Source organism: Candidatus Protofrankia californiensis (assembly GCF_900634765.1).
GTDB classification, from domain to species: Bacteria; Actinomycetota; Actinomycetes; order Frankiales; family Frankiaceae; genus Protofrankia; species Protofrankia californiensis.
The window spans coordinates 1-6,323 of record NZ_CAAAFT010000083.1 but is presented as its reverse complement, the minus strand read 5'-3'; the positions used below and the strand labels follow the sequence as shown (position 1 = coordinate 6,323).

2 protein-coding genes and 1 pseudogene are annotated in these 6,323 nt (G+C 72.3%); 1 reads left to right on the top strand and 2 read right to left on the bottom strand.

Features of this window, described 5'->3' with window-relative positions:
- A pseudogene (locus DD1DGNOD_RS27745) lies at nucleotides 1-260 on the top strand (hypothetical protein); the annotation flags it as partial.
- Nucleotides 261-925: 665 nt separating this feature from the next.
- Here the strand turns inward: DD1DGNOD_RS27745 and DD1DGNOD_RS05070 are convergent.
- Complete coding sequence (locus DD1DGNOD_RS05070; RefSeq protein ID WP_131769566.1) at nucleotides 926-4,432, bottom strand: ATP-dependent DNA helicase; 3,507 nt, start codon at nucleotides 4,430-4,432, stop codon at nucleotides 926-928.
- The coding region (locus DD1DGNOD_RS05065; RefSeq protein ID WP_131769565.1) for a PD-(D/E)XK nuclease family protein at nucleotides 4,429-6,323 on the bottom strand (1,895 nt) is incomplete at its 5' end. The genes DD1DGNOD_RS05065 and DD1DGNOD_RS05070, both read right to left, overlap by 4 nt.

Genomic DNA, 6,323 nt, shown 5'->3' with positions numbered 1-6,323 from the left:
GTCCGGGCCGGCCGGCAGGCAGGCCGCATCCAGCCTGCAAGGCCCACGGCGGCGCGGTTCTTGCGCTGCCGGAGGCCCGCTCCCCGGGCCACTGCAAGGGAACGTCAATGACCACCCCCGCACCAACAGCAGAACCAGGACCGGGAGCAGGACCGGGGATGGGGGTGGGCGAGCCTGACGCCGGGACCGGCAACCACGATCCAGCGGCGGGCCGAACCCGGCCGGGCAGCGTCCCGAACCTCGGCCCGCCACCCTTCTAAGGTCATCCGAGCGCCGTGTCGTACGTCCGACCGCGGTGATTGAAGATTGAGGACGTGCAAGTTCTATCGGCCTTCAGCCGCCGGAGTGAATACGATCTGAGCGAATACGTTGACCTATGTGCAACACTTCCCGATCCAGGCCGCGTGGGAGCATGACGATGTCCGCGCCGGCCTACGTGACTACGTTGTGGAGCACCCCAAATGCCGCGCCACACTTCTTGATCATCGATGGAGTCGGTGACCTGAAAGGGGCTCCGTCACTGTGATCGAATTATGCCGATATCTGCATATTCAGGTGTAAGGCCGCCTTGATACTTGGGGCCTGGGATGAAAACTAATAGATCAATCTTCACTGCTGCCATCATTTGTGGTTATCGTTCATCAGGGCCAGGGCAACGCGGAACAATATGTCCTCCCGCCCGTGCTCCGACATGGTGCTCAGCGGCCGACTGGGCGGATTGATCGACTGGAAGCGGGCGAGCTCCGGCGTATGGGCGAAGAGGCTTAGCTTGACGATAATAGGGTGTCATCGCCAGCGGCGATGACGACTCCGGCCCGTCTCGCGGCTGCCTCCCATGGCCGGCATGCCTCAGCCACCGCCAGCCGACGAGTCAAAGAGGTCAGGAGTCAGCGGGCACGAGGTCGGTCGGGAGGCAGGAAGCCGATCACGAATCGGCGAGGAGGGCTTCGAGTTCGGGCTCGGACAGCAGCCCCGGACGGACGACCTCACCGGAGGTGACGTAGAGAAACGCCGCGTCCACCGCATCCAGAGCGACCCCGCGCAACCGCGCCCACGCCAGCCGGTAGACCGCGAGCTGCACCGCGTCCGCCTGGTGGCGGCCGGTCTTCCAGTCCACCACCTCCCACCGGCCATCGCCGAGGTCGTACACCGCGTCGATCCGGCCCCGAACCGCCCGGCCCCCGATCAGCAGCTCGAACGGCGCCTCCACCACGAACGGGCAGCGCCGGCCGTACGGGCTGGCCAGGAACGCCTCCCGCAGCGCCGCGGCATCCGCATCATCGGCGCCCTCGTCCACCGCTCCCGGTAGGTCCTCGAAATCGAGCAACGGGGTCTGCTCGAACATCCCCTCCACCCAGGAGTGGAACGCCGTACCCCGGCGTGCCTGCGGCACCGGACGCCGCGGCATCGGACGGGCGAGGTCACGGGCCAGCCCCGCCGGGTCGGCCCGCAGCCGCACCACCTGGGACGCAGTGAGTGCGCGGGGCAGCTCCACCTCACGGGTGACCCGCCGTGCCCGGCGCGCCTCCGCCAGCAGCAACTCGACGTCGGCGTCCAGCTCGGCGAGCGTCTGCCGTTCCCCCGGGCTCATCTGCTCACGATCGTCGTCGGGTAGCCGACGACCCGAGGTGAGCGCGGTCAGGTACCCGGTGACCTGCTCCGCGGCTGCGCACCGGCGAGCAAAGGCAGCCGGCTCGTACGGCAGCGGCCAGTCCAGGTCGTCCATGCCCGCAAGCTGCGGGTTCGTCTCGTCCTCGGGCGGACGCCCCGCCCACAGCGCAACCCGGCCGTGCCCGGCGCAGGCATGATCGTACAGCTCGTCGAGGAACGCCGACGGCCCGCGTGGCCGGCGCTGCGACGGCCCCCACCAGTGCCCGCTGCCCAGCAGCAGCGACTTCGCCCGGGTGAACGCGACATAGCCGAGACGGCGTTCCTCCCGCTCCAGGTAGGCGTCGCACTCCTCGGCGAAGTCAGCGAGCGCGGCCTTGTCGTGGCCACGCAGCACCGGCAGATCGTCGGCGTCCCCACGCAGCGGCGTCGGGAGCACCGACGCCGCCGTGGTCCACTTCGACCGGACCGTCGTGATCGGGAAGACCTTCCGGCTGAGGTTCGGCACGGCCACGACCTCCCACTCCAGCCCCTTGGACTTGTGGACGGTCATGAGCTGGACGGCGTCCGCGCCGGATGGGCTGGTCGCGTCCAGGCCACGCTCATGCTCCTGTGCGGCCCGCAGGAACGCCAGGAACGCGCGGACCGAGCCGTCGTTGTCCAGGCCCTCGAAGTTCGCCGCGACGTCGACGAAGGTGGCGAGGTTGTCGCGGCTGCGAGCCGTGACCGCCTCGGGGCTCGCGACCAGTTCCACGTCCAGCCCGGTGACCTCGACAACGCGGTGGATGACGTCCAGCAGCGGCTCGTCGACATGTGAGCGCAGATGGCGCAGTTCCCCGCCGAGCATCCGCAGCCGCGCCCGGCCGGCGGGCGAGACCTCACCGCCCGGGTCGTCGAGCACGTCGGCGAGCGCGACCACGTCGCAGGGGTCGATCCCGGTCACGGCCTCGTCGAGCGGGTCGGCCGGGCCGACGCCGCCGTGGCCGGCGGGGCTCTGTGGCTGTCGGGGCACCTGCCGATCGAGCTCGGGCCGGTGGAGCTCGGGTCGGTGGAGCTCGGGTCGGTGGAGTGCCTGCCGGTCGGGTATCCGCTGGTCAGATATCTGCTGATCGGGTACCTGACGGTCGAGGACGGCGCCGCGGTCCACCCCGACCCGGACGGCCGCACGCGCCGCGCGTCCCAGCGCCGCAAGGTCCCGGCGGTCCAGGCGCACCCGCGGACCGGTCAGCAGCCGCATCAGCGCGGCGTTGGCGGTGGGGTCGTCCAGCACCTCCAGGGTCGCGATGACGTCGGCGACCTCCGGCAGGCTCAGCAGACCGCCGAGCCCGACGACCTCCACCGGCAGTCCCTCGGCCAGCAGGGCCGCGTACAGCGCGGGTACGTCGGAGCGTGCACGCACCAGCACAGCGCACTCCCCCGGCCTGGCCCGCCCGGCATCGACGATCTCCCGCAGCGTCGCCGCGACCCAGCGGACCTCGCCCGCCCAGGTCGGATGCAATGCCACCACCGTCGCACCGTGCTCGGCAACGTCCGGCCGGGGACGCAGCTGCGCGACGCGGTGGCGGGTCCGCAACGCCGCCGCGACCATGTTCGCCAGGCTCAGCAGCCGGCCGCCGCTGCGCTGGTTGACCGTCAGCTCGTACACCCGCGCCGGCTCACCGTCACTACGGCGGAAGTGCAGCGGGAACCCGTCGAGGTTTGCCACCGACGCCCCACGCCAGCCGTAGATCGCCTGGCAGGGGTCACCGACGGCGGTCACCGGATGGCCCCCGCCGAACAGGCCGGCGAGCATCCGCCGCTGCGCCACGGACGTGTCCTGATATTCGTCCAGGAGCACGACCCTGGCCCGGGAACGCTCCAGCGCGCCGACCTCGGGCACGCTGTCCGCCAGCCGGACGGCGAGCGTGACCAGGTCACCGAAGTCGATGACCTCCAGCTCCCGTTTGGCCTCCCGGTACTCCGCCACGATGGCGGCGAGCTCCCGACGGGAGCGGGCAACCAGGGCCATCCGGCCGAGCGCCTCGACATGGCCCTTGTTGCGCGCAGCGCACCGTCCGGCAACGATCGCGGTTTCGATCTCCGCCAGCCAGCCCAGGTCGAAACCGGCGAGGGTGTCCGGGTCGACGAGATGCTCGCTCAGCTCCGCATCGAGCGAGACGAGATCGCCGGTGAGCATCGACAGCGGACGGGTCAACGCCTCGGCCGGTCCGCGGTGACGGCGCAACACCCGGCCGGCGAGCTGGAAGCGGGTCGCGTCGGCGAGCAGCCGGAACCCCGGTTCGATACCGAGCCGCAGCGCGTGGTCCGTGATCAGCCGTTTCGCGAACGAGTGGTAGGTGGACACGATCGGTTCGCCGTCCGCATCCCCGCCCGGACCGGGCTGGGGAGCGCCGACCACCCGGCCGCCGACCGGGTCGCTTCCCTGCTGGTCGGGACGGTCGTCCTCGGAATCGCCGGCGCTGCCGGCCGCGCCTGCCTTCGCCAGACCCCGGCGGATCCGGTCGGTCAGCTCACCGGCGGCCTTGGTGGTGAAGGTGAGCCCGAGCACGTCCCCGGGCGCCACCTGGCCGGTCGCGACCAACCAGACCACCCGCGCGGCCATCACCGACGTCTTGCCCGAACCTGCACCGGCAACGATCACCCCGGGCTCCAGCGGAGCCGTTGCCGCGGCGATCTGCTCGCTGGTGAACGGCACACCGAGCAGGTCACGCAGGTCCTCCGGGGCCGGCGAGCTACCCCCGGCGCGTGGGCTACCCCCGGGGCAGGGGCCGTTACCGGGACGGGGGCTGCCATCGGCCGGCCGGGACGTCGCATCCACGGTCATGTGATCACCTGTCGTCCGTCGTCCTGGGCCGGACAGCAGCGACGGAACGCGCACATCGGACAGTCCGCGCCGGGACGCGGCGGGAACCGCTCCGCGGCGATGCACTCGACCGCGTCCACCAGAAGATCGTCCACCCAGGTGAGGCCATCCGGCGGCAGCGCCTCCTGCCGCTGGATCTTGGGCGCCCGGACCGGCCGCCGCCCTGCCGGGGCTCCGGGGCCCGGGACACCAGCCCCCGGAGCATCCGGCCCCGGGACGTCCGGCGTCGGGTCCGGCCCGGCGTCCAGGCGCAGGTGCACCAGTTCCGCTCCGCCGGGCTCGGCGCCGGCTCCCTGCCCGTGGGGCGCCACCGCCGCGGCGCGGACGGCCAGCTGGTAGGTGCCCAGCTGCGGATGCCGGACCACGTCCGCGGCGGACGGCGCCGTGCGACCGGTCTTGAAGTCGACCACGTGTACCCGGCCGGCGTCGTCCAGCTCGATACGGTCGATGAAGCCGCGCAATCTGACCGTCCGTCCGCCCACCGCCAGGTCGCAGGAGAACGGGACCTCGCTGGCCACCAGCCGCCGCCCGCGGGCTGCGGTGTGCCACACCAGGAACCGGGCCAGGGCCTGGCGCGCCGCCACACGCTGCTGCTCGGAACGCCACGGCGCCTCATAGCCGAGATGACGCCACACCCGGTCCAACCGGACGTCGAGCTCGTCCAGATCAGGCGGGGTCCGCCCGGTGGCCACCTCGTCGGCCAGCGCGTGCACGACCTTGCCGAAACCCATCTCGGTGTTGCTGACGCCCTGCGCATGCGCTTCATGCTCGAGGAACCAGCGCATCGGGCACGTCGCGAGAGCCGACAACGACGATCCCGACAGCCGGATGGGAGCGTCCGCCGCGACCACCGGTACCTCGCCGGAGGTCACCTCGACCAGCCCCCACCAGCGGCCGGGACGAGCCGCCGAGACGAGCGGCCGGCCGGCATCGTCGAGGGCGGCCGCGAGACGCGCGAGCCGGACCGAAGCCGCCTGGCGCATGGCCGGCGTCGACTCCGGGTCGACCGCGGCCCGGCGCAGCGTCGCGACCGCCGACGGCAGCGTGAGCGGACGCGCCGGGCGGGAACGCCCCCGCGTCACCGACACGCCGAGCCGCTCGGCGTCGGTCAGCTCGTGGAAGAACCGGCTCGGGCTCATCCCCTGGTCCTCGGCGGAGTCGACCGCGGTCACGACGAGACGCCGCCGTGCCCGGGTCAGCGCCACGTAGAACAGCCGGCGTTCGTCCGCGAGCAGTTCGGTCCGGGTCACCGGCTCCCGCACGCCGCCGAGCTCGGGGCGTTCCAGCCGTTCGGACTCCAGCAGCGAGTACCGGGTCCGCAGATCCGGCCACTCCCCGTCCTGGACGCCGCAGACGACTACCAGATCCCATTCCAGGCCCTTGCTGCGATGGCCGGTCAGCAGCCGGACCACGTCCGGACGCGCCGGGCGCTCGGCGAGAACGTCACCGACGATCTGCTGCTGTTCCAGCTCGTCGAGCACCGGCCCGATGCCGGTACCCGGCCCGTGCCGGTCGCTGGCCCGGCCGACGGCTGCGAACAGCGCGACCACGGCGTCGAGGTCGCGGTCGGCCGCCCGGCCGGCGGCTCCCCCGGCGGCCGAGGCGCGTTCCAGCCGCGCCGGCCAGTCACTACCGGACCACAACACCCACAGGACGTCCTCGGCCGTGCCACCGGCGGCCCGCACCGCACGCGCGGAGCACAGCAGCTCACCCAGGCGCCGGGCCGGGCGGGCGAGGTGTTCCTCCACCATCAGCAGGGTCCGGTCGGGATCCACGACCGCCTGCCGGAGCAGTTCCGCCGACGCCGCCGGCACCGCGGCCCCGGCCGGCGCCTGGGTGAGCTGCTGTGCTC

Bases quoted from the DNA above. Each gene is read 5' to 3' on its own strand.
- DD1DGNOD_RS05070 (WP_131769566.1), bottom strand. From the start codon at position 4,432: ATGACCGTGGATGCGACGTCCCGGCCGGCCGATGGCAGCCCCCGTCCC.